The sequence below is a fragment of the Shinella zoogloeoides genome (assembly GCF_022682305.1).
Taxonomy (GTDB): domain Bacteria; phylum Pseudomonadota; class Alphaproteobacteria; order Rhizobiales; family Rhizobiaceae; genus Shinella; species Shinella zoogloeoides_B.
In genome coordinates, this window is record NZ_CP093528.1 from 1992681 (window position 1) to 2012138 (window position 19458).

23 protein-coding genes are annotated in these 19458 nt (G+C 65.2%); 13 read left to right on the plus strand and 10 right to left on the minus strand.

Features of this window, described 5'->3' with window-relative positions; all coding sequences use genetic code 11:
- Positions 1 to 2 precede the first annotated feature (2 nt).
- Positions 3 to 638 (plus strand): molybdenum cofactor guanylyltransferase MobA, encoded by a 636-nt coding sequence (mobA, locus tag MOE34_RS10160; protein ID WP_242223366.1) that lies wholly within the window; start codon positions 3 to 5, stop codon positions 636 to 638.
- On the plus strand, positions 635 to 1153 hold the full coding sequence (gene mobB / locus MOE34_RS10165; RefSeq protein WP_242223369.1) for a molybdopterin-guanine dinucleotide biosynthesis protein B: 519 nt from the start codon (positions 635 to 637) through the stop codon (positions 1151 to 1153). The genes mobA and mobB overlap by 4 nt, the downstream gene beginning before the upstream one ends.
- A gap of 64 nt (positions 1154 to 1217) precedes the next feature.
- Here the strand turns inward: mobB and MOE34_RS10170 are convergent, their stop codons facing one another.
- Entirely contained in the window at positions 1218 to 3323 is a 2106-nt protein-coding gene (locus MOE34_RS10170; RefSeq protein WP_242223371.1) for an OmpA family protein, read from the minus strand.
- A 341-nt stretch (positions 3324 to 3664) separates the two neighbouring features.
- Here MOE34_RS10170 and MOE34_RS10175 point away from each other — a divergent pair, with 341 nt between their 5' ends.
- From MOE34_RS10175 to MOE34_RS10190, 4 genes are all read left to right on the plus strand, one after another.
- Entirely contained in the window at positions 3665 to 4447 is a 783-nt protein-coding gene (locus tag MOE34_RS10175) for an ABC transporter substrate-binding protein (protein WP_242223374.1), read from the plus strand.
- Positions 4448 to 4611: 164 nt separating this feature from the next.
- Positions 4612 to 5415 carry an ABC transporter permease gene (locus tag MOE34_RS10180; protein ID WP_242223376.1) on the plus strand — a complete coding sequence of 268 codons (804 nt, stop codon included), beginning with the start codon at positions 4612 to 4614 and terminating at the stop codon, positions 5413 to 5415.
- Complete coding sequence (locus MOE34_RS10185; RefSeq protein ID WP_242223378.1) at positions 5412 to 6242, plus strand: ABC transporter permease; 831 nt, start codon at positions 5412 to 5414, stop codon at positions 6240 to 6242. The genes MOE34_RS10180 and MOE34_RS10185 overlap by 4 nt, the downstream gene beginning before the upstream one ends.
- A gap of 147 nt (positions 6243 to 6389) precedes the next feature.
- Positions 6390 to 6656, plus strand: coding sequence for an usg protein (locus MOE34_RS10190; RefSeq protein ID WP_242223380.1), 267 nt, complete (start codon positions 6390 to 6392; stop codon positions 6654 to 6656).
- Positions 6657 to 6668: 12 nt separating this feature from the next.
- Here MOE34_RS10190 and MOE34_RS10195 read toward each other — a convergent pair whose 3' ends face one another.
- Positions 6669 to 7397 (minus strand): DUF2270 domain-containing protein, encoded by a 729-nt coding sequence (locus MOE34_RS10195; protein ID WP_431522426.1) that lies wholly within the window; start codon positions 7395 to 7397, stop codon positions 6669 to 6671.
- Between the two features lie 94 nt (positions 7398 to 7491).
- Here MOE34_RS10195 and MOE34_RS10200 point away from each other — a divergent pair, with 94 nt between their 5' ends.
- From MOE34_RS10200 to MOE34_RS10210, 3 genes are read left to right on the plus strand one after another with little or no spacing between them, the layout of a single operon-like run.
- A complete protein-coding gene (locus tag MOE34_RS10200) occupies positions 7492 to 8307 on the plus strand; it encodes a class I SAM-dependent DNA methyltransferase (RefSeq protein ID WP_242223382.1) in 816 nt (271 codons plus the stop codon).
- Positions 8297 to 9247 carry an NAD(P)-dependent oxidoreductase gene (locus MOE34_RS10205; protein ID WP_347342760.1) on the plus strand — a complete coding sequence of 317 codons (951 nt, stop codon included), beginning with the start codon at positions 8297 to 8299 and terminating at the stop codon, positions 9245 to 9247. The genes MOE34_RS10200 and MOE34_RS10205 overlap by 11 nt, the downstream gene beginning before the upstream one ends.
- Position 9248: 1 nt before the next feature.
- Positions 9249 to 9617: a hypothetical protein gene (locus MOE34_RS10210; protein ID WP_242223386.1), complete on the plus strand. Its 369-nt coding sequence runs from the start codon at positions 9249 to 9251 to the stop codon at positions 9615 to 9617.
- Between the two features lie 8 nt (positions 9618 to 9625).
- Here MOE34_RS10210 and MOE34_RS10215 read toward each other — a convergent pair whose 3' ends face one another.
- The 3 genes from MOE34_RS10215 to MOE34_RS10225 form a co-directional block, all read right to left on the minus strand.
- Positions 9626 to 10114: an Lrp/AsnC family transcriptional regulator gene (locus tag MOE34_RS10215; protein ID WP_242223387.1), complete on the minus strand. Its 489-nt coding sequence runs from the start codon at positions 10112 to 10114 to the stop codon at positions 9626 to 9628.
- Positions 10115 to 10219: 105 nt separating this feature from the next.
- The gene (locus MOE34_RS10220) at positions 10220 to 10858 is read right to left on the minus strand and encodes a uracil-DNA glycosylase family protein (protein WP_242223894.1); all 639 of its coding nucleotides are present in this window, start codon (positions 10856 to 10858) and stop codon (positions 10220 to 10222) included.
- 11 nt (positions 10859 to 10869) lie between these two features.
- A complete protein-coding gene (locus tag MOE34_RS10225) occupies positions 10870 to 11436 on the minus strand; it encodes a thermonuclease family protein (protein WP_242223389.1) in 567 nt (188 codons plus the stop codon).
- Between the two features lie 172 nt (positions 11437 to 11608).
- On the opposite strand from MOE34_RS10225, the gene MOE34_RS10230 reads away from it, so the two are divergent.
- Positions 11609 to 13144, plus strand: a complete 1536-nt coding sequence (locus MOE34_RS10230; RefSeq protein ID WP_242223391.1) for a sensor histidine kinase — start codon at positions 11609 to 11611, stop codon at positions 13142 to 13144.
- A 9-nt stretch (positions 13145 to 13153) separates the two neighbouring features.
- Here the strand turns inward: MOE34_RS10230 and MOE34_RS10235 are convergent, their stop codons facing one another.
- Positions 13154 to 13531 carry a diacylglycerol kinase gene (locus tag MOE34_RS10235; RefSeq protein ID WP_242223393.1) on the minus strand — a complete coding sequence of 126 codons (378 nt, stop codon included), beginning with the start codon at positions 13529 to 13531 and terminating at the stop codon, positions 13154 to 13156.
- Positions 13532 to 13624: 93 nt separating this feature from the next.
- Positions 13625 to 14641, minus strand: a complete 1017-nt coding sequence (cobT, locus tag MOE34_RS10240; RefSeq protein ID WP_242223395.1) for a nicotinate-nucleotide--dimethylbenzimidazole phosphoribosyltransferase — start codon at positions 14639 to 14641, stop codon at positions 13625 to 13627.
- Positions 14642 to 14829: 188 nt separating this feature from the next.
- On the opposite strand from cobT, the gene MOE34_RS10245 reads away from it, so the two are divergent.
- The 3 genes from MOE34_RS10245 to MOE34_RS10255 are packed head-to-tail and all read left to right on the plus strand — an operon-like array spanning position 14830 to position 16567.
- Complete coding sequence (locus MOE34_RS10245) at positions 14830 to 15612, plus strand: adenosylcobinamide-GDP ribazoletransferase (RefSeq protein WP_242223397.1); 783 nt, start codon at positions 14830 to 14832, stop codon at positions 15610 to 15612.
- A gap of 38 nt (positions 15613 to 15650) precedes the next feature.
- Positions 15651 to 15872, plus strand: coding sequence for a DUF1289 domain-containing protein (locus MOE34_RS10250; protein WP_242223399.1), 222 nt, complete (start codon positions 15651 to 15653; stop codon positions 15870 to 15872).
- The gene (locus MOE34_RS10255) at positions 15869 to 16567 is read left to right on the plus strand and encodes a retropepsin-like aspartic protease family protein (RefSeq protein ID WP_242223400.1); all 699 of its coding nucleotides are present in this window, start codon (positions 15869 to 15871) and stop codon (positions 16565 to 16567) included. Before MOE34_RS10250 ends, MOE34_RS10255 begins: the two co-directional genes overlap by 4 nt.
- A 4-nt stretch (positions 16568 to 16571) precedes the next feature.
- On the opposite strand, the gene MOE34_RS10260 is transcribed toward MOE34_RS10255, so the two are convergent.
- From MOE34_RS10260 to MOE34_RS10270, 3 genes are all read right to left on the minus strand, one after another.
- Positions 16572 to 17333, minus strand: coding sequence for an ABC transporter permease (locus tag MOE34_RS10260; RefSeq protein WP_242223402.1), 762 nt, complete (start codon positions 17331 to 17333; stop codon positions 16572 to 16574).
- Positions 17330 to 18256, minus strand: a complete 927-nt coding sequence (locus MOE34_RS10265) for an ABC transporter ATP-binding protein (RefSeq protein ID WP_242223404.1) — start codon at positions 18254 to 18256, stop codon at positions 17330 to 17332. Before MOE34_RS10265 ends, MOE34_RS10260 begins: the two co-directional genes overlap by 4 nt.
- Before the next feature lie 93 nt (positions 18257 to 18349).
- Positions 18350 to 19171, minus strand: a complete 822-nt coding sequence (locus MOE34_RS10270; protein WP_242223406.1) for a sulfite exporter TauE/SafE family protein — start codon at positions 19169 to 19171, stop codon at positions 18350 to 18352.
- Positions 19172 to 19458: the final 287 nt, after the last annotated feature.

Sequence of the window (19458 nt, forward strand, 5' to 3'; positions counted from 1 at the left end):
AAATGGCATTGAACGAAGCGATACCGGGCGTGATCCTGGCCGGCGGCCTGTCCTCCCGCATGGGACAGGACAAGGCGCGCATACGGCTCGGCGGCATGGCGCTGATCGACCGCGCCGCCCGGCGGCTGCGCCCGCAGGTATCCACGCTCGCCGTCAACGCCAACGGCCCCATCCTGTTCGCACCCGGCGAGGAATTGCCGGTCTTCGCCGATCTCGATGCGACGCGCTCCGGCCCGCTCGGCGGCGTGCTCGCCGTGCTCGACCATGCGCGCCGCTTCCATCCCGAGACGAGCCATATCGCGACGGTGCCGACCGACAGTCCCTTCTTCCCGACCGACCTCGTCGCACGGCTGGCCGAGGCCGTCGATACGCCCGGGCGCATCGTCCATGCCCGCTCGGCGGACGGCCCGCATCCCGTCTTCGCGCTCTGGCCCGTCGCACTGGCGGACGACCTTGCCGCCTGGCTTTCCGGCGGCGGCGCGCTGCGGATGCGCAGCTACATGGAGCGGCACCGGGCGCGGGCGGTGGACTTCCCGCCCGTCGAGACGACGGAAGGCGATCTCGACCCTTTCTTCAACATCAACACGCCGGAAGACCTCGAAGCGGCGGAAACCTGGCTGCGGGTACTGGAACGATGACACGACCAAAGATCTTCGGCATTGCGGGCTGGAAGAATTCCGGCAAGACGGGCCTTGCCGTACGCCTCGTCACGGAACTGGTCGCCCGCGGCTACCGCGTCTCGACCATCAAGCACGCCCACCACGATTTCGACATCGACAAGGTGGGCGCCGACAGCTATCGCCATCGCCAGGCTGGCGCACACGAGGTCACCATCGTCTCCGGTACGCGCTACGCGATCATGCATGAGCTGCGTGGTGCGCCGGAACCCTCCTTCGAGGAAATCCTCGCCCGCCTCGCCCCCTGCGATCTCGTGCTCATCGAAGGTTACAAGCGCGAGCCGATTCCCAAGATCGAGGCGCGCCGGCTGCAATCGGCCAACCGCACGCCGCTCGCCCCCGAGGACCCGCATATCGCCGCCATCGCCGCCGACCATCCGGTGACCGACACCACGCTCCCCGTCTTCGACCTCGACGACACCGCCGCCATCGCCGACTTCGTGGTGGCGATCACGGGCCTCCCGAACCTCGCCTGAGCGTTGATGCGAAAAGGCCGCGGGATTTCTCCCGCGGCCTCCTGTTTCCTTGTAACCCGAAAAATCAGTTCGCGTTGGCGACCGGACGCACCAGCGTCGTGACGCGGCGGATGGTGACGCGGCGGTTCTGCTGTTCGGCGGCGTCGGTGCGCACCTTCAGGAAGCGCTCGCCGTAGCCCTGCGTCTGCAGATTTTCCGGCGGAATGCCGTAGACCTCGGTCAGCAGGTTCGCGACCGCTTCGGCGCGAAGGTCGGACAGGATGAGGTTCGACTTGTCCGAACCGACCGCATCCGTATGGCCCTCGATGAGGAAGGTCTCGCCCGGATCCTTGTCCAGAACCTTCTCCATGGCCTCGGCCACCTTGCGCAGCGTGCGGGCCTGCGACATCGGCACTTCGGCGCTGCCGGTGGCGAAGGTGATCGTGTCGAGGTCGATACGACGCACCTTGTCGCGCAGGCGGGCGGAATGCTTCACCTCGTCGATTGTATAGACGCGCTCGACACGCTCGACCGGCGGCTCCGACAGGAAGTCATAGTAATCCCGGTCCGGCTCGCTCGACGTGTCGACGATGTAGTCGCGCAGCGGAATACGAAGGCGCATCGGCGGCAGCTCGTAGCCGACGTCCACGAAGTCCGCACGCGGCGCATCGTCTTCCCGTTCCGGCGCATAGGCGATGATATATTCACGGCCATCGCGGCCGACGCGCGAGCGCTGGATGATGTCGCCGTAGCGGTCGTAGATCGTCACGATCTGCACGCCGCCGGGACGAACGATCGTCTCGCGGGTGCGACCGCGGGCGAGGTTGTCATAGTAGACCTCTTCCGAGTCGCGACGCAGGCGCGGCCGGTCGTCGCCACGCACGAACAGCCGGTCGCCGACCGACAGGACCGTGCGGTTGTCGATCTTCTCCACCACGTCCACCCGCGTGATGTTGTTGTTCACCACGTTATTGTTGACGGTGTTGTTGACGACCGTGTTGTTGATCACGGTGTTGTTGATGATGTTGGTCGTCTGCGGCACCTCGAAGACGGGCGCGGCGTCGAGGCGCTTGCCCTCTTCCTTGATAGCGGCCTCGATCTTCTGCGGCACGGCCTCGCGGACCTCCTCGGAAATCGCGGCCTGCGCCGAGACATCCGAATCGGGAAGCGGAACCTCTTCCTGCGCCCGCAACTCCTCGCGCTGCTTGCGGCGCTCCTCGCGGCTCGTCTGGCCGCCGAGATTGTCGGCGTCCTTGTCGCTGTCGAGCACGGCGGCACCGTTCTCGACCGGCAGCACGACCGTCTCGTCGGTCTTGCCCGGATCTTCCGCGATTTCCTGCTTCTGCTCTTCCGACAGGGTGTCGACCACCTCCGGCACGACCACCACCGGAGCCTCGCCGGTCTCGGCGGTGGACGGCTGCTCGGTCGCCGGTTCAGCCGGAACCTCTTCGGTGACGGCCGGCTGCTCGCCCTGCGGCTCCCCGGCAGGCTGCTCGGCCTGCTGTTCTTCCGCCGGCTGCTGCGGCTGCTCCTCGGTCTGCTGTTGCTGCTCCTCGGCGGCCTTCTGCTGTTCCTCGGCCTGACGCTGCTGCTCTTCGGCGGCGCGCTGGGCCTCTTCTTCCGCAGCCTTCTGCTGCTCGGCGGCCTGCTGCGCTTCCTCGTCGGCAGCCTTCTGCTGATCGGCGGCGCGTTGGGCTTCCTCTTCAGCGGCCTTCTGCTGCTCGGCCTGACGCTGCGCCTCTTCGTCGGCGGCACGCTGGGCCTCTTCCTCGGCAGCCTTCTGCTGCTCGGCCTGGCGTTGCGCTTCCTCTTCGGCCGCGCGCTGAGCCTCTGCTTCCGCGGCCTTCTGCTCTTCGGCCTGGCGCTGGGCTTCTTCCTCGGCGGCGCGCTGCTGCTCTTCAGCCTGACGCTGCTGTTCCTCGGCCTGACGCTGCTCTTCCTCTTCGGCGGCGCGCTGCTGTTCTTCAGCCTGACGCTGCTGCTCCTCGGCCTGGCGCTGGGCCTCTTCCTCGGCCGCGCGGCGCTGCTCTTCCTGCTGCTGCTGGAGAAGCTCCTCCTCCGTGGGGCCGGAGCTTTCCTGCGCAACCTCGAAGGGCTTCATCAGGGCGTCGGCGAGGGTCGGCGTTGCGACCAGCGATACCGACAGCACCGGCAGCGCCACGGTTGCGAAAAGTCTTGAGCGGAAAGTCATCGTTTTGTCCTCACGGTGTCCCGTCTTGTTGATTTCGAGGGCTGCCTACCGATTTTTCCATCGGCCGGCAAATCGCCCGTCTTCCTGCAAAGCCCTAGCCATACGCGCCTGAACCTCGGCTGAACGCCCGCCATGGAAGGGCCAGATAGGCCCCGCCGCCGACATGACTAGGGGCGGGCGCGAAACTGTCGGGGAAAGCGGGCGGAAAAACGGCGGAAAAACAGTTGATTTTTGGGCGGAAACGGGACGATTATCCAGCCCAAGCGGGCAGGCCTGCCCGCTTCCCATCAAGGCCCGGACAAAAAACAACAACCGGAGAGCCTTCAACTGAGAGGACTAAAATGCGTATTTCCAAACGTCTCACGCTCGCAGCCTCGGCCGCGGCGCTCGCCCTGTTCGCCGCCTCCGCGGCGATGGCGGACGGCGAGAAGATCGTGATCGGCACCGAAGGCGCCTACCCGCCCTTCAACGTTCTCGAATCGGACGGCACGCTCACCGGCTTCGACGTCGACATCGCCAAGGCGCTCTGCGAGGAGATGAAGGCCGACTGCACCTTCGTCGCGCAGGACTGGGACGGCATCATTCCCGGCCTGATCGCCAAGAAGTACGACGCCATCATCGCCTCCATGTCGATCACCGCCGAGCGCAAGGAAAAGGTCGACTTCTCCAAGAAGTACTACAACACGCCGCCGGCCATCATCGTGCCGAAGGATTCCGAGATCAAGGAAGCGACGCCCGAAGCGCTTGCCGGCAAGTCGCTCGGCGCACAGGGTTCGACCACCCATTCCAACTATGCCCAGGCGCATATGAAGGATTCCGAATTGAAGATGTACCCGACCTCCGACGAGTACAAGCTCGACATCGCGAACGGCCGCATCGACGCCGCCATCGACGACGTGGTGGTCCTGTCGGAATGGCTGAAGACGGACGACGGCGCCTGCTGCAAGCTGCTCGGCACCCTGCCGATCGACCCGGTCATCAACGGCGAAGGCGCCGGTATCGCGGTGCGCAAGGGTGATCCGCTGGCCGACAAGTTCACCGCGGCGATCGCGGCGATCCGCGCGAGCGGCAAATACCAGGAAATCAACGCCAAGTACTTCCCCTTCGACGTCTACGGCGATTGAAATGCGGCGCGCTGGTGTCATGCGGGTTTTTTCTGACCCCATCACCAGAATGCACGGGCGGGAGGGCTTGCTCTCCCGCTTTTTTTGTCTGAGTAGTTGCGTATAAGAAAAGACAGGCGCACCGAGGCGTCCTGACAATAAGCATATCGGGGGGTATTTCTGGCATGAGCGGGTTCTTCACCGCCATCGTCGATGCGGTATCCGCATTTTTGGGGGTCGTCGATCCCTTCTGCGGTCCGGTCGGCGTCTTCACTCTATTCGCGAGCGATACGCTTCTGGCATGCGGCGCCGCAGGTTGGGGCGACGAGATCGCCTTCGGCGTGCTGGTGACGGCAAGCCTCGCCATCGCCACCCTGCCCGTCGGCCTTCTGCTGGGCTTCTTCATCGCGCTTGCAAAACAGTCCGATGAACCCGCGCTCCGGCGTTCGGCCAACATCTACACCACGATCTTCCGCGGCCTGCCGGAATTCTTGACGCTCACCATCGTCTATTATGGCCTGCAGATCCTCGTGCAGAACTTCATGGCCGCGATCGGCTTTGACGGCCAGATCGAGATCAGCGCCTTCTTCGCCGGCATGGTCGCGCTCGGCGCCGTCTTCTCGGCCTATTGCTCCGAGGTGCTGCAGTCGGCCTTCAAGGCGATTCCGCGCGGCCAGTACGAGGCGGGCTATGCACTGGGCCTGCACCACGGCCGCACCATGCAGCTCATCGTGCTGCCGCAGCTCATCCGCGTCGCCCTGCCCGGCCTCGGCAATCTCTGGATGGCGCTGCTGAAGGACACGGCCCTCGTTTCCGTCATCGGCCTGCCGGATATCCTGCGCCAGACGGGCGTCGCCGCGCGCGTCACCAAGGAAGCCTTCGCCTTCTACGGTCTCGCCTGCCTCCTCTTCCTCGTCCTCGCCTTCATTTCCTCCATCGTCTTCTCGAACATCGAGAAATGGGCCAAACGCTCGGAGGTCGCGCGATGAGCCATATCGCCACCCTCATCCCGCCGCAGGCCCCGCCGGCTGCGCCACCCAAGCCCTTCACCGCCGGCCGCTTCTTCGGCAATGTCTTCATGGGCGTCTGGCTGGCGCTCGCCGTCGGCGTCTTCATGCTGATCGTCAACGGCTGGGACCCGGAGAAATTTGCGAAATACGGACCGAATTACCTCTCCGGCCTCGGCGTGACGCTGCTGCTCGTCGGCGTCTCCATCACCCTCGGCGGCGCATTGTCGCTGCCGATCGCCTTCGCGCGCATGTCGAAGAACCCGGTCTCCTCCTGGCTCTCCGCCGCCTATGTCTATTTCTTCCGCGGCACCCCGCTGCTGACCCAGCTCTTCCTTATCTACTACGGTCTCGGCAGCTTCTCCGCGGAGCTGAAGTCGCTCGGCCTCTGGTGGTTCTTCCGCGATGCCTGGAACTGCGCGCTCCTGGCCTTCACGCTCAACACCGCCGCCTACCAGGCCGAAATCCTGCGCGGCGCCATCGAGAGCGTGCCGCGCGGCCAGCATGAAGGCGCGGCGGCGCTCGGCCTGCCGAAGAAGGTCACCTTCTTCAAGGTCATCCTGCCGCAGGCTCTCATCGTGGCGCTGCGCCCCTACGGCAACGAGATCATCCTGATGATCAAGGGGTCGGCCATCGTCGCCATCGTCACGGTCCTCGACCTGATGGGACAGACGCGCCTCGCGTTCTCCCGCACCTTCGATCCCCAGACCTATATCTGGGCCGCGCTGATCTACCTGCTGATCGTGGAGCTGCTGCGCAATCTCTGGGCCTGGCTCGACACCCGCCTGACGCGCCACCTAAAGCGCTAGGACACTCTGGCAGCACTTCGAAGGGAGTGCTGCCAACATCCTGTTTTCAAAGAAATTTTCCCGATGCGGACACGATGTTAAGCCTTCATTAACCTTGAAGGGCGTTCAATTGCAGGGACCATCATTCATCACGCAATGAGGTCCGCTATGACGAACGACATGGCAATGCAGCTCAAGGGCTACGGCATGACCACGGCCCAGATCCTCTACCGCATGCCGGATCACCAGCAATTCCTGCAGACCTATATCTGGCAGCACTACGACCTTGCCCCGGATTTCCCGGAGATGAAGAGCTTCCTGAAATTCTGGCAGGAGAAGCTGGACGGTCCCATCCATTCCGTGCGCTACGTCCACCGCCGCCTCATCTCGCCGACGGAATGGCGCGCGCTGAAAGGCGAATTCGTCATCAACTGACGGCCGCCGCCCTCACACGTGAACGGACCCGTGCGCAAGCTCGCTGTCCGACATCTTCACCGTGAGGGAGAAATAGGCGATGACGGCATAGAAGAGGGCGACAAGGGCGATCACCACGCCGCCCGGTACCGGTCCGAGCGCCGCATTGGCCACCACATGCTCGAAGGCGAGCGTCATGTCCCGGCCCGCCGTCGCCGGCCGTTGCAGCGTCGAGGAGGAAATCTTCAGCGCCCAGGCCAGGAGCAGGATGAGATACATCCAGCAATAGTTGCGCCGCAGCCGGCGGCAGGCCGCATCGCGGTAGCTGATCAGGAATTCCGGCTTCCTGAGGCTACTGGCGATCGGCTCGGCCCAGTCGAGCGCGAGCTGGCCACGCGGATTGAGGATTTCCGCGAAATAGAACCGCTCGAGCTGGCGCACCCGCGCGCGATAGACGTCGAAGAAGCGGTAGCGCCGGGCCTCGATCATCAAGAGCAGCGTTATCAGCAGAACGGCAAAGAGCAGCACGCCATGATGTGAGGTCGGTGTCGACAGAGAGACGGACAGCAGCGCCGCCACCACCGTGATCGCCCAGTTGGTCGTCCGGTCGATGCGGTCGCGCCAGCCGGCCATGCGGCCAAGCTCCCCGCGGTAATAGTGCACCATGGTGTTGATCGTCTCCATCGGCGTCGCCGGCAAGGCGGGACTCGGCGGACGGTTCCTATCGATGGACAGCGACGGCGGGGACATATCGCCGGGCATGGCATTCCTCCCATTGGTCTTTTTGGTCTTGGGAGGGATCATGCGCCTCTTTCGGCGATTGATAAACGGCTATTTGCGGCCTAAGAGACGCCTCATGAAGAAGATCGACGAAGATGCGCTCGCGGAAGCCTATAACCGCGCCCTTTCGCTGGAAAAATCCGGCGATTTCGATGCCGCTGCCAGGGCGTATGCGGAAGTCCTGGCGCTCGACCCGGACGATCATGGCGGCGCGGCCGTGCGGCTTGCCTCGATGGGCCGCGGCGACACGCCGGAAAAGGCGCCCGACGCCTATGTCACCACCCTCTTCGACCAGCACGCCGAGGTCTTCGACAACGTGCTCGTCGACCAGCTCGGCTATTGCGTGCCGCTTCTGGTGCGCCAGCGCTTCCAGGCGCTCGGCCTCGGCGGCTTCAAGCGGGTGCTCGACCTCGGCTGTGGCACCGGCCTGACGGGCGGCGCGCTGCGCGACATGGCCGAGGACATCACCGGCGTCGACCTCTCGGAAAACATGGTCGAGATCGCCCATGACAAAGATCTCTACGAGACGCTCTACGTCGCCGAGGCCGTCGATTTCCTCGACGACAACGAGGACGATCCCTTCGACCTCATCACCGCGACGGACGTGCTGCCCTATCTCGGCGCGCTGGAGCCGCTGTTCTTCGGCGCAGCAGACAATCTCGTGCCAGGCGGCCACTTCATCTTCTCCTCCGAGACGCTGCCGGCAGACACCTTCGCCGGCCGCCCCTTCATGGTCGGCCCGCACCAGCGCTTCGCCCACGCCGCCGATTACGTGCGCCAGCGCCTTGAGGAAACCGGCTTCGACCTCGTGGAGATGACGGACATCACCGTGCGCATGGAGGAAGGCGAGCCTATCCCCGGCCATCTGGTGCTGGCGAAATATCGCGGCTGACGGGAAACACTTTCGCGAAAATCCATCATCCGCTACATCTCCTGCCAAATTCTGCAGGAGAGTCAGCATGGCAAAAGTTGCATTCATCGGTCTCGGCGTCATGGGTTATCCCATGGCCGGTCACCTGAAGGCCAAAGGCGGCCATGAGGTCGCGGTCTATAACCGCACCTTCGCCAAGGCGGAGAAATGGGCGGCCGAATTCGGCGGAACGGCCTGCCGCACTCCGGCGGAGGCTGCCGCCGGCGCCGAGTTCGTCTTCACCTGTGTCGGCAACGACGACGACCTGCGCTCCGTCACCATCGCGAAGGACGGCGCGATCGAAGGCATGAAGCCGGGCGCGATCCTCATCGACAACACCACGGCATCCGCCGAGGTCGCCCGGGAACTCGACGCCGCCACCAGGGCGAAGGGCTGCCACTTCATCGACGCCCCCGTTTCCGGCGGCCAGGCCGGCGCGGAAAACGGTGTGCTCACCGTCATGTGCGGCGGCGAGGCGGACATCTTCGAGAAGGCGCGGCCGGTGATCGACGCCTATGCCCGCATGGTCGGCCTGATGGGCGCGGCCGGTGCAGGCCAGCTTGCCAAGATGGTCAACCAGATCTGCGTCGCCGGCGTCGTGCAGGGCCTCGCCGAAGCCATCCATTTCGGCAAGCAGGCCGGCCTCGACATGGAAGCCGTCATCGAGGTCATCTCGAAGGGCGCAGCCGGCTCCTGGCAGATGGACAATCGCCACAAGACGATGCTCGCCGGCAAATACGACTTCGGCTTCGCCATCGACTGGATGCGCAAGGACCTCGGCATCATCCTCGCCGAGGCGCGCCGCAACGGCGCGAAGCTCCCCGCCACCGCCCTCATCGACCAGTTCTACGGCGACGTGCAGGACATGGGCGGCAATCGCTGGGATACGTCCTCTCTGCTGGCCCGGCTCGAAAGGAAATAGGGTGCCCCGCCGCGCCCTGCCCGCCCTCGCAGCCATCCTCGCCCTCGCCGCGCCGGCCAGGGGCGAGGATGCCGCACCGGCGCTCGCCATGGCGCTGCACCGGCAGATCGCCCGGTGCTGGACGATGCCGGCGGACATACCGGCCCATGTGGAGACGGTGCGCGTGAAATTCTCGCTGACCGAGAGCGGCGAACTCGACGGCTCACCCACGATCGAAGGCCCGCTCGCCGGCGATCCGGCGACGAAAGCCTTCGCCGCGAGCGCGATGCGCGCAGTCGTGCGCTGCGCGCCCTTCAAGGGATTGGCGGAACTTGCGCCCTATGCGGCCTGGAAGACGCTCGCCGTGAACTTCAAGCGGCCACAAACCTGAGCGGAGGCTTATTCGTCGCCGTTCTTCTGGTTGTCCACGGCCATGTAATCGAGCGGAAGCTCGGTCGTGTACTTGATCTGCTCCATCGCGAAGGCGGAGGAAACGTCGCGGATCTCGATACGGGCGATCATGCGCTTGTAGAAGGCGTCGTAGGCGGCGATATCCGGAACGACGACGCGCAGCAGATAATCCACCTCGCCGCTCATGCGGTAGAACTCGACGACTTCCGGGAACTCGACGATCACCTCGGAGAAGCGCTTCAGCCACTCCGTCGAGTGGGAATTGGTGCGGATCGAGACGAAGACGGTGACCTTGGTGTTGATCTTCACCGGATCGAGCAGCGCGACGCGCTTGCGGATCACGCCATCCTCTTCCATCTTCTGGATGCGCCGCCAGCAGGGCGTGGTCGACAGTCCCACCTTCTTGGCAAGGTCGGCGACGGCGAGCGTGGAATCTTCCTGCAGAAGGCGCAGGATTTTGCGGTCCAGACGATCCATGATGTCCCCCAAGGCATTTCCGGTGGCGTTTGCGCCCGGGACGGCGCCAAACAAAATTTAATTCCCTCATACACCCATTTACAGGGGAAATGAAAGAATTACATTTCAGGCCGTCAGGGTTTTCACCCGATTTCGCAGCTCCGGCAACACCTCTTGCTCGAACCAGGGATTGCGCTTCAGCCAGCCGGTGTTGCGCCAGCTCGGATGCGGCAGCGGCAGCACGGCCGGCCCCTCGTTGCGTCCGAGGTGCCGCCGCCAGTCGCGCACCGTCTCCGTCATGCTCGCGGCCCTCGCCGCGCCGAGATGCCAGCCCTGCGCATATTGTCCGATCGCCAGCACCAGTTCGATCTGCGGCATGGCGGCCATGACGCGCGCGCGCCACAGGGGCGCGCATTCCCGCCGCGGCGGCAGGTCGCTGCCATGGGCGTCATAGCCGGGAAAGCAGAAGCCCATCGGCACGATGGCGAATTTTTCCGGGGTGTAGAACGCCTCCCGCGTCACATCCAGCCAGTTGCGCAGCCGGTCGCCCGAGGCATCGTTGAACGGCAGGCCGCTCTCGTGCACGCGAAGCCCCGGAGCCTGCCCGGCTATGAGAATACGCGCCCTGTCCGAAAGGATCGCGACCGGCCGCGGCTCATGCGGCAGGACATCCCCCGCCCGCGCCGGCGCATCGCGACAGATCCGGCAAGCCGCGATCGCCGCGTGAAGCGCCACGATATCCCCGGAATGTCCGCCGTCATCCATCATGTCGTCCGTCACTTCAGCCCCAATGTTCCCAGAATGCCGCCGAGGAAGCCAGGTTCCGCCTCGTGCGCATCCTCCTGCGGCCGGCCGTTCATCCGCCGCCATTGCTGCGGCATGTCGAACTCAGTGCCCCAAAGCCCCTTGCGCTCGGCCCGCGCGAACCGTTCCTCATCCTCGTAGTCGCCATAGGCGACGGCAAGCCCCTCGCGCACCATGCGCGCGCCAAGGTCGCCGGCCCCGGTCTCGCAGCGCGCCAGCCATCGGCTGTACTTGTCCGTGCCCTGCGTGCGGCAGGTGACGGGACCGGCCCGCAGAAGCTCGGCCAGCCGCGAACGCGCGGCCACGCCGCAGCGCCAGTCCGCGCCATCCCGTTTGCAGACCTGCATCATCTCCGGCGTATCCATGCCCGCAAGCCGGATGCGGTGGCCGTCGAGTGTCAGCGTATCGCCATCCGCCGCCCGCGCCGCGCCGGCGATCGTCTCGCCGCCCGCATCGCCGATGCGCGCCACGATCAATGCCGTGAACGCAAGGATCGCCACGGCCGTGCCGATGTCGCGCGCGCGTCTGGAAAACCCCATGGAGATAGCCTGCCCCTGACCCAGAGTGATGACGCGGCATCCATGCCGGATCACCATTGACCCAGCGTAATGGAAAATGCCGGAATGGTTCGCAAATGGTTTATGCGCGGCAGCATCTTCTTAAGGATTCCCCCCTAGACTTCAACGCTGTCCGCAACAGTTGCAATCCGTGATGAGTACCGGCGTCAGCACCTCGACCGACAAGATCATTGTCGACAAGTCGCGCAGCCTTCGTAACAAGGCTGTCACGCGGACCGTTCGCGCGACCCGCGAACGGCTGCAGACGGCGGCCGGCAATTCGCCGGACTTCGAGCGCGAGATGCTGCAATTACATATCGATTCGGCCGTGCAGGGCGCGCTTGCCGTGCCCGTGGTCGTCGTGCTGATCGCGGCCGTCGGCCTCTATCTCACGCAGGACGCCACCCTTCTCGCCTGGGCCGTGCTGGCGCTCAGCATGCATGCAATCGGCATGCTCGTCGCGCGCCGCGCGCGCGGCAAGGATATAACCGGCGAGACCGTGCACCGCTGGCAGCGCCGCTTCCTCGTCACGCAGTTCCTCATGGGCATCGCCTGGGCGGTCTTCGCCCTGCAGGATTGCAGCCATTGCTCCGGCGTCTCCTTCGAATTCTACAAGGGATCCTCGCTGCTCGTGGCGCTGGCGGTGACGGCCATGGGCACGCTGATGCTGCGCCACGCCATCCTTTGCGCGTTCGGACCGACCGTCGCCGCGCTCGCCGTCTCCACCCTGCTGCATCCGGAACCTGCCACCGTGGGCATGACGGCCATCGTCGCCGCCGCCCTCGTCTTCCTCGTCTTCATGACGCGCCGCCTGCGCCACACCAGCGCGCAACTCCTGTCCTCGCAGTCGGAGAAGGACGACCTCATTGCCGAGCTGGAGGTGGCGAAGTCCATGTCGGACGAGGCGCGCCGCCGGGCTGAGGAGGCGAACCTCGCCAAGTCCCGTTTCCTCGCCTCCATGTCCCACGAGCTGCGCACGCCGCTGAACGCCATCCTCGGCTTCTCCGAAGTCATGTCGACGGAAGTGCTCGGCCCGCTGAACAATCCCACCTACAAGGAATACACCTCGGACATCCACCGTTCCGGCCAGCACCTCCTCAACCTCATCAACGAGATCCTCGACCTCTCGCGCATCGAGGCCGGCAAATACGACCTGTCGGAGGAATCCGTCCATCTCGTCGATATCGCCGAGGATTGCATCGGCATGGTGCAGCTTCGCGCGCGGGCCAAGAACATCACGATCACCGAGCAGGTCGAAAGCGACATGCCCGCCGTCTGGGCGGACGAGAAGGCGCTGCGCCAGGTCATCCTGAACCTTCTGTCGAATGCCGTGAAATTCACGCCGCAGGGCGGCGAAGTCACCGTCAAGGCCGGCTGGACGGCGGGCGGCGGGCAATATGTCTCCATCAGGGACAACGGCCCCGGCATTCCGGAAGAGGAAATCCCGGTCGTGCTCTCGGCCTTCGGCCAGGGCTCCATCGCCATCAAGAGCGCCGAGCAGGGCACAGGCCTCGGCCTGCCCATCGTCCAGGCGATCCTCGCCAAGCACAATGGCGAATTCATCCTGAAATCGAAGCTGCGCGAGGGCACCGAGGCCATCGCCATCCTGCCGGCCAAGCGCGTGCTCCAGAGCCTGCCCGCCGTCAGCGAAACGCAGGCCGTCGCCCCTCGCCGGAAGAGCTTCGCCTGAGGCCGGGCTTCAGAAGAACGACGAAATCACCACATAGCCGGCATAGACGGCATTGGCGATGATCAGGCAGAAGACGGCGAAGGAGCCGAGGTCCTTCGAGTGCTTGCCCATCTCGGAGATTTCCGGGGAAACCCGGTCGACGATCTCCTCGATCGCCGTGTTCAGCGCCTCGAAGGCGATCATCAGAAGGAAGAGGATCGCCATCGCCACATATTGGAAGAGCGAGGCGCCGAGGATCGTGAAGATCGCCATGGCGACGACGAAGGCGATGAGTTCGTGCCGGAAGGCCGATTCGCCGAGCAGCCGGCGTGCGCCGGCCGCCGAATAGGTCGCAGCCGCGATCAGGTGGCTGAAGCCCGTCTTTTTCTTGATTGGTGCCTGACCCATCTGGACAATCCCGTTCTTGTCGCCGGCCTGCCCGTATGACGGGCACGCCGCAGTTCTCAATCCATGCCTTTGAGGCTTTTTACCGGCGTGCAGTTACGAACGGTTGCTGACGCCCGCCTGAACGAAGGTCGCCATGCCGGAATGGCAGGCCGCCGCCGACTTGACGATGCCGGCCGCCAGTGCCGCGCCGGTGCCCTCGCCCAACCGCATGCCGAGCGCCAGCAGAGGTGTCTTGCCGAGTTTCTCGATCGACTTCAGATGCCCCGGCTCAGCCGAGACGTGACCGATCAGGCAATGGTCGAGCGCCGAGGGATTGGCCGCGCGAAGAATGGCGCCGGCCGCCGTCGCCACATAGCCGTCGATGATGACGGGAATCTTCTGCATGCGCGCGGCAAGGATCGCGCCGGCCATGGCCGCGATCTCACGGCCGCCGAGGCGGCGCAGCACTTCCAGCGGATCGGAGAGATGGTCGCGGTGCAGTTCGACGGCCTTCTTCACGGCCGCGACCTTGCGCTGCAACACCTCGCCCTCCGACCCGGTGCCCGGGCCGACCCATTCTTCCGCCGTGCCGCCGTAGAGCGCCAGGTTGATCGCCGCTGCGATGGTCGTGTTGCCGATGCCCATTTCGCCGATGCACAGGAGGTCCGTGCCGCCGGCGACGGCTTCCATGCCGAAAGCCATGGTGGCGGCGCAGTCACGCTCCGAAAGCGCGGCTTCCTCGGTGATATCGGCCGTCGGATAGTCGAGCGCAAGGTCGAAGACCTTGAGGCCGAGGTCGTGCGTCACGCAGATCTGGTTGATCGCCGCGCCACCGGCCGCGAAGTTCTCCACCATCTGTGCCGTGACGGAGGACGGATAGGGCGTGATGCCCTGTTTCGTGACACCATGGTTGCCGGCGAAGATGGCGACCAGCGGGCGCGTCACGGCCGGCGCGCGGCCCGTCCAGGCTGCGAGCCAGAAGGCGATCTCCTCCAGCCGGCCGAGCGCACCCGGCGGCTTGGTGAGCTGCGAATCCCGTTCGCGCGCGGCCACCAGTGCGGCCGAATCAGGGCCGGGAAGGTTGCGCAGCAATTCACGGAAATCATCGAACGGCAGGCCGCTGGCACTCATCTTGGGGAATTCCTTGCTTGGGGCTTTTCAAAGGCGGGTCTCTGGTGTCGTCGGCAGTCTTTTCCGCAATCGCGGACGCAAAACCGCTGCGCACTTTTGCTGGAACTGCTTAATAGAGCGAGGGCGCGAATCCGACAACCGCATTTGCGGCGGCCACCGTCGCCTTTCGCCAGGAGGGGATTTTCAAGGTGGGTATACGGGACTTCATCGACGACACGGCGCGCTCCGTCGCCTTCCTTTCGCGCGTGCCGATGCCGCAGCGCCATTTCATCGGCTATGATGGAAGGCTGTCGCGCGCGGTGCGGGCATTCCCGCTCGCCGGCGTGCTGATCGTGCTGCCGGCGGCAGCGCTCGCCGCCATGCTCTCGGCCCTCCACGCACCGCCTTCCCTTCTCGCCATTGCCACCCTCGCCCTGCAGGTGCTCGTGACCGGCGCGCTGCACGAGGACGGGCTTTCCGACAGCGCCGACGGCATCGGCGGCGGGCGGGATCGCGACAGCGCGCTCGCCATCATGAAGGACAGCCGCGCCGGCTCCTACGGCGTCGTGGCGCTCATCCTCTCCTTCGGCCTGCGCGCCGCCGCCATCGCCGCGCTCGCGGCGGCCCTCACCCCGTCCGGCCTCGGCATGGCGCTGCTGGCCGTCGCCGCCGCCAGCCGCACCGCCATGGTCTGGCACTGGTCGCTGCTGCCGCCCGCCCGCCGCGACGGCGTCGCCGCCTCGGTCGGCGAGCCGGAAAACCGCGCGACGCTCCTCGCGCTTGCCAGCGGCATCGGGATATCCGCCCTGCTGCTCCTGCCGCACGGCACGCTGGCTTCCTTCGTCCTCGCATCCGCCGCTGCCGTGATCGCCGTGCTCGTCTTCAACCGTATTGCGCTGCGCAAGATCGGCGGCCATACGGGCGACACGATCGGCGCGACGCAGCAACTCGCGGAAATGTCGGTGCTCTTCGCCCTTGCCTTGGCGCTTTGAGCCGCCGATATAGAGAGAAGACCAGCACCGGAGACCCGATGGAATCGCCCTGCATTCTCGTCTGTTCGATCGACATGGTGACCGGATACTGTTTCGGCTGCGGCCGCACGCGCGACGAAATCGGCGCCTGGACGCTCTACACACCGGAAGAGCGCCGCGCGATCATGGCCGAACTGCCCGCCCGGCTCGAAACCGTCGAGCGCAAGCCGCGGCGTGAGACCCGGCGGGCGCGCATGGCACGGGAGCGCGGCGAGGCATGAGGCTCTATATCCTTCTCGGCATTCTCGCAGCGGGCCTTGCCCTTCTCATCCTCAACCATGACGGCGGGCGCACGCTCGGCCTCGACAACAACGATTTCGGCCGCCTCGTCACCCTTTCGGCCATCGGCACGATGATGGCGGCCGGCATCCTGGCGAGCCGCCGCCAATGGGGCGAGAGCCTGCGCCAGGCCGCCATCTGGCTGGTCCTCATCCTCGCGCTCGCCACTGCCTATCTCTATCGCTTCGACCTGCAGGAAATCGGCAACCGCCTGACTGCCGGCCTGATCCCCGGCCGCGCCGTCGTGACGACCAATGCCGGGGGTGAGGAAATCCTCGTCATCCACAAGGGCCTCTCCGGCCATTTCGAGGCGGACGTGACCATCGACGGCACGCCGCTGCGCATGCTGGTGGATACGGGGGCAAGCTCCGTGGTGCTTTCCTACGACGACGCCATGCGCCTCGGCATAAACCCCGACAACCTCGTCTTCTCCATCGAGGTCTCCACTGCCAACGGCCGGGCGCGCGCCGCCCCGGTGACACTGCGCGAGGTCGCCATCGGCCCCATCCTGCGCGGCACGATCCGCGGCATGGTCACCGAACAGGGCCGCCTGGACCAGAGCCTTCTGGGCATGAGCTTCCTGGAAACCCTCGGCTCCATCGAGATCACACGGGACGAATTGCGGCTGAAGGACTGATCCGTCAGTTCTTCAGCTTGTATCCCGTCTTGAATATCCAGGCCGTGATCGACAGGCACACGATGAGGAAGCCGAGCACCGTCACGAGGCTGACGACGGGGTTCACGTCGGCGATCTCGAAGAAGCTCCAGCGGAAGCCGGAGACGAGATAGAGCACGGGATTGAAGTGGCTGACCGTCTGCCAGAAGGGCGGCAGCATCTCGATGGAATAGAAGCTGCCGCCGAGGAAGACGAGCGGCGGGATGATCAGCATCGGGAAAAGGTTGAGCTGCTCGAAATCCTTCGCCCAGATGCCGATCATGAAACCGAACAGCGAGAAGCTGACGGCCGTCAGCACGAAGAACAGCACCATCATGACCGGATGCTTGATCGAGATGTCGACGAAGAGCGATGCGGTGATGAGGATGATCGTACCGACGATCAGCCCCTTTGTCGCCGCCGCCCCGACATAGCCGATGACGATCTCGATCATCGAGATCGGCGAGGAGAGGATTTCGTAGATCGTGCCGGTGAATTTCGGGAAGTAGATGCCGAAGGAGCCGTTGCCGATGCACTGGTTGAGCAGCGTCAGCATGATGAGGCCGGGCGCGATGAACGCGCCGTAGGACACGCCCTGCACCTCCTGCATACGCGAGCCGATCGCCGCGCCGAAGACGATGAAATAGAGCGAGGTCGTGATGACGGGCGAGACGATGCTCTGCAGCAGCGTGCGGCGCGTGCGCGCCATCTCGAATGCATAGATGGACCTGATCGCCTCGAAGTTCATTTGCCCTCTCCCACCAGTTCCACGAAAATGTCTTCCAGCGAACTTTGCTCGGTGGAGATGTCCTTGACCCGCAATCCGCACTGGGAGAGCGCGGAGAGCAGCGACGAGATTCCCGTCCGCTCACCGGACGAATCGAATTCATAGACGAGCCGGTGGCCCTCGCCGGACAGCGTCAGCCCATAGGGCGACAGCGCGTCGGGAATGGCGGCGACGGGTTCGGCAAGCTCGACGGTCATCTGTTTGCGGCCGAGCTTGGCCATCAGCGCCTTCTTCTCCTCCACCAGAAGAATCTGCCCGTGGTTGATGACACCGATGCGGTCGGCGATTTCCTCGGCTTCCTCGATATAATGCGTCGTCAGGATGATCGTGACGCCGGAGGCGCGCAGGCGCTCGACGAGCTGCCACATGTCCTTGCGCAGCGACACGTCCACGCCCGCCGTCGGCTCGTCGAGGAACAGCACCTTCGGCTCGTAGGACAGCGCCTTGGCGATCAGCACGCGCCGGCGCATGCCGCCCGAAAGGTGGCGCAGCACCGTGTCCTTCTTGTCGTAGAGCGAGAGGTCCTTCAGGATGCGCTCGATCAGCGCCGGGTCCGGCTTGCAGCCGTGCAGGCCGCGCGAGAAGGCGACGGTGTTCCACACGGTCTCGAAGGCGTCGAGCGTCAATTCCTGCGGCACGAGGCCGATGATGGACCGCGTCTTGCGATAGTCGCGCAGGATATCGTGCCCCGCCACCGTGACGCTGCCGCCGCTCGGCGTGACGATGCCGCAGATGATCGAGATCATCGTCGTCTTTCCCGCGCCGTTCGGCCCGAGCAGCGCGAGGATCTCGCCCTGCTCGATATCGAGATCGACGCCCTTCAGCGCCGTGAAGCCCGATGCGTAGCTCTTGGTGAGATTGCGAATGGAAACAATGGGCGCCATGGGAGGGTCCGGAAAGAGAAAGGTAGGTGCGGAAGGACACCCTATATGGCGTGCCCTTCGTCAATTTTCACCTGCAGCGCGGAAAAAATTCGCTCATCCGTAGATGCTGACGAGGAAGCGCAGCGCCACCAGCAGAAGGAAGACGCCGAAGCCCACCTCGAGCTGCCGCTTGCTCATCGAATGCGCCAGTTTCACGCCCCAGGGCGTGACGACGAGGGCGATGGGCACGATGAGGGCGACGGCGATCCAGTTGATGAAGCCGGTGGAACCGGGCGGCAGGCCCGCCGCGCCCCAGCCGGCCCAGACATAGCCGACGATGCCGGGGATGGAGATGAGCACCCCGACGCCCGACGATGTCGCCACCGCCTGGTGGATCGGCCGGCCGAAGGAGGTCATGTAGGTGTTGTTGAGCACGCCGCCGCCGATGCCCATGAGGCCGGACAGGGTACCGATAACGACACCCGCGACCTGGTTGGCAAGGCCCGTCGGCAGCGTGTCGCCCACCCGCCAGCTCTCCCGGTTGAACAGCATGCGCAGCGCCACGAGCAGCGCGATGGCGACGAAGACCAGCCGCAGGCCGACGCTCGATATGACCGCCGCGATGACCGAGGCGAGCACCGCCCCGAGCGGCAGCGCGACGATCCAGCTCTTCAGCAGCGCGGTGTCTACCGCGCCGCGCTTGCGGTGCGAGGTGAAGGAGCGGATCGAGGTCGGCACGATGATGGCGATGGAGGTGCCGATGGAAAGATGCATGCGCACCGCCTCCGGCACGTCGAGATAGCCGAATACCTGATAGAAGACCGGCACCAGGATTGCCCCGCCACCAATGCCGAAGATGCCCGCCAGCAGGCCGGAAACCACCCCGGCGGCGGCGAGCGCGATGGCAAAGAGGACGAGGTCGGCGATGGGTGGCATGGAAGGCTCCCGGCAGGATCGTCGCGCGGGGGCGACTCGCGAGAATTCGCGCGGACAGGCCGCCAACTGTCATCAAACCGTGATCGATTTCAACCATTCTCCCGGCGAGACCGAGGGAACGGCCTGCGCCCCGCTCGCCGCTCTCCCCCCGCCGCCGCCCCCTCGGCGCCGGGCATCGGCCTCGCTCCGGCGGCCCCATCCGCCCGCTTCCTCCCCCCGGAAGCCCAGCATGCATCCTCGCCGGCGTCCCCCGGCGCGGATAACGGAATGTGACGTTCCAGGCAGAG

Bases quoted from the DNA above. Each gene is read 5' to 3' on its own strand.
- MOE34_RS10255 (WP_242223400.1), top strand. From the start codon at position 15,869: ATGAGGCTCTATATCCTTCTCGGCATTCTCGCAGCGGGCCTTGCCCTT.
- MOE34_RS10200 (WP_242223382.1), top strand. From the start codon at position 7,492: ATGAAGAAGATCGACGAAGATGCGCTCGCGGAAGCCTATAACCGCGCC.
- MOE34_RS10225 (WP_242223389.1), bottom strand. From the start codon at position 11,436: ATGGGGTTTTCCAGACGCGCGCGCGACATCGGCACGGCCGTGGCGATC.
- mobA (WP_242223366.1), top strand. From the start codon at position 3: ATGGCATTGAACGAAGCGATACCGGGCGTGATCCTGGCCGGCGGCCTG.
- MOE34_RS10270 (WP_242223406.1), bottom strand. From the start codon at position 19,171: ATGCCACCCATCGCCGACCTCGTCCTCTTTGCCATCGCGCTCGCCGCC.
- MOE34_RS10235 (WP_242223393.1), bottom strand. From the start codon at position 13,531: ATGGGTCAGGCACCAATCAAGAAAAAGACGGGCTTCAGCCACCTGATC.
- MOE34_RS10190 (WP_242223380.1), top strand. From the start codon at position 6,390: ATGACGAACGACATGGCAATGCAGCTCAAGGGCTACGGCATGACCACG.
- MOE34_RS10265 (WP_242223404.1), bottom strand. From the start codon at position 18,256: ATGGCGCCCATTGTTTCCATTCGCAATCTCACCAAGAGCTACGCATCG.
- MOE34_RS10250 (WP_242223399.1), top strand. From the start codon at position 15,651: ATGGAATCGCCCTGCATTCTCGTCTGTTCGATCGACATGGTGACCGGA.
- MOE34_RS10215 (WP_242223387.1), bottom strand. From the start codon at position 10,114: ATGGATCGTCTGGACCGCAAAATCCTGCGCCTTCTGCAGGAAGATTCC.
- MOE34_RS10195 (WP_431522426.1), bottom strand. From the start codon at position 7,397: ATGCCCGGCGATATGTCCCCGCCGTCGCTGTCCATCGATAGGAACCGT.
- cobT (WP_242223395.1), bottom strand. From the start codon at position 14,641: ATGAGTGCCAGCGGCCTGCCGTTCGATGATTTCCGTGAATTGCTGCGC.
- MOE34_RS10260 (WP_242223402.1), bottom strand. From the start codon at position 17,333: ATGAACTTCGAGGCGATCAGGTCCATCTATGCATTCGAGATGGCGCGC.
- MOE34_RS10230 (WP_242223391.1), top strand. From the start codon at position 11,609: ATGAGTACCGGCGTCAGCACCTCGACCGACAAGATCATTGTCGACAAG.
- MOE34_RS10180 (WP_242223376.1), top strand. From the start codon at position 4,612: ATGAGCGGGTTCTTCACCGCCATCGTCGATGCGGTATCCGCATTTTTG.
- mobB (WP_242223369.1), top strand. From the start codon at position 635: ATGACACGACCAAAGATCTTCGGCATTGCGGGCTGGAAGAATTCCGGC.
- MOE34_RS10185 (WP_242223378.1), top strand. From the start codon at position 5,412: ATGAGCCATATCGCCACCCTCATCCCGCCGCAGGCCCCGCCGGCTGCG.
- MOE34_RS10170 (WP_242223371.1), bottom strand. From the start codon at position 3,323: ATGACTTTCCGCTCAAGACTTTTCGCAACCGTGGCGCTGCCGGTGCTG.
- MOE34_RS10175 (WP_242223374.1), top strand. From the start codon at position 3,665: ATGCGTATTTCCAAACGTCTCACGCTCGCAGCCTCGGCCGCGGCGCTC.
- MOE34_RS10220 (WP_242223894.1), bottom strand. From the start codon at position 10,858: ATGGATGACGGCGGACATTCCGGGGATATCGTGGCGCTTCACGCGGCG.